Consider the following 1,065-nt stretch of genomic DNA (forward strand, 5'->3'; position numbering starts at 1 on the left):
CGCACCGGTGGTCTTGATGGTCGACGCTGCGCTGAAAGTGCCACTGCTGGCGGTGAGCGCGCTCAGGGCCGCCGAGTCGCCGACTGCGCCGCTGAAGCTGGTGGCGCCCGTGTTCGTAGTGGTGAGCGCGGCGCCACCATTGACCGTGTCGCTGAAGCTGATCGCGCCGGTGCCGGTGCTGATCGTGGTCGCGCCGGCGAGCGTGGTGGCGCCGGTGACGCTAAAGGCGTCGTCGGTGGTGGTGTAGGCGCCCGAGAGGGTCGTTGGCCCGGTAAACCCAATGGCGCCGCCGGCGTCGATGCCGTGAGTGGTGATGCTGCTGCCACTGACGGTGGTCGCACCGGTGGTCTTGATGGTCGACGCTGCACTGAACGTGCCACTGTTGGCGGTGAGCGCGCTCAGGGCCACCGAGTCGCCGACTGCGCTGCTGAAGCTGGTGGCGCCGGTGTTCGTGGTGGAGAGCGCGGCGCCGCCATCGACGGTGTTGCCGAAACTGATTGCTCCGGTGCCGGTGCTGATCGTGGTCGCGCCGCCGAGTGTGGTGGCGCCGGTGACGCTAAAGGCGTTGTCCGTGGTGGTGTAGGTGCCCGCCAGCGTGGCCGGCCCGGTGAGCGCAATGGCGCCGCCTGCGTCGATACCGTGAGCGTTGATGCTGTTTCCTGCCACGCTAACCGCGCCATTGGTCTTGATGAGCGCGGCTGCGCTGAAAGTGCCACTGTTGGCGGTGAGCGCGCTCAGGGCCGCCGAGTCGCCGACTGCGCCGCTGAAGCTGGTGGCGCCGGTGTTCGTGGTGGTGAGCGCGGCGCCGCCATCGACGGTGTTGCCGAAACTGATTGCGCCGGTGCCGGTGCTGATCGTGGCCGCGCCGCTGAGTGTGGTGGCGCCGGTGACGCTAAAGGCGTCGTTCGTGGTGGCGTAGGCGCCCGATAAGGTCGTCGGCCCGGTGAGCGCAATGGCGCCGCCGGCGTCGATACCGTGAGTGTTGATGCTGGTTCCAGCCACGCTGACCGCGCCATTGGTCTTGATGGTCGAGGCTGCGCTGAAGGCGCCACTATTGACGTTGAG

General features: G+C 68.2%; 1 protein-coding gene. It reads right to left on the reverse strand.

From position 1 onward, the window contains the following. Positions 1-1,065: beta strand repeat-containing protein (locus tag OPU71_RS21205; RefSeq protein ID WP_267730100.1), on the reverse strand; the 1,065-nt coding region annotated here is incomplete at both ends.

It is taken from the genome of Niveibacterium sp. 24ML, assembly GCF_026586805.1.
GTDB lineage: Bacteria > Pseudomonadota > Gammaproteobacteria > Burkholderiales > Rhodocyclaceae > Niveibacterium.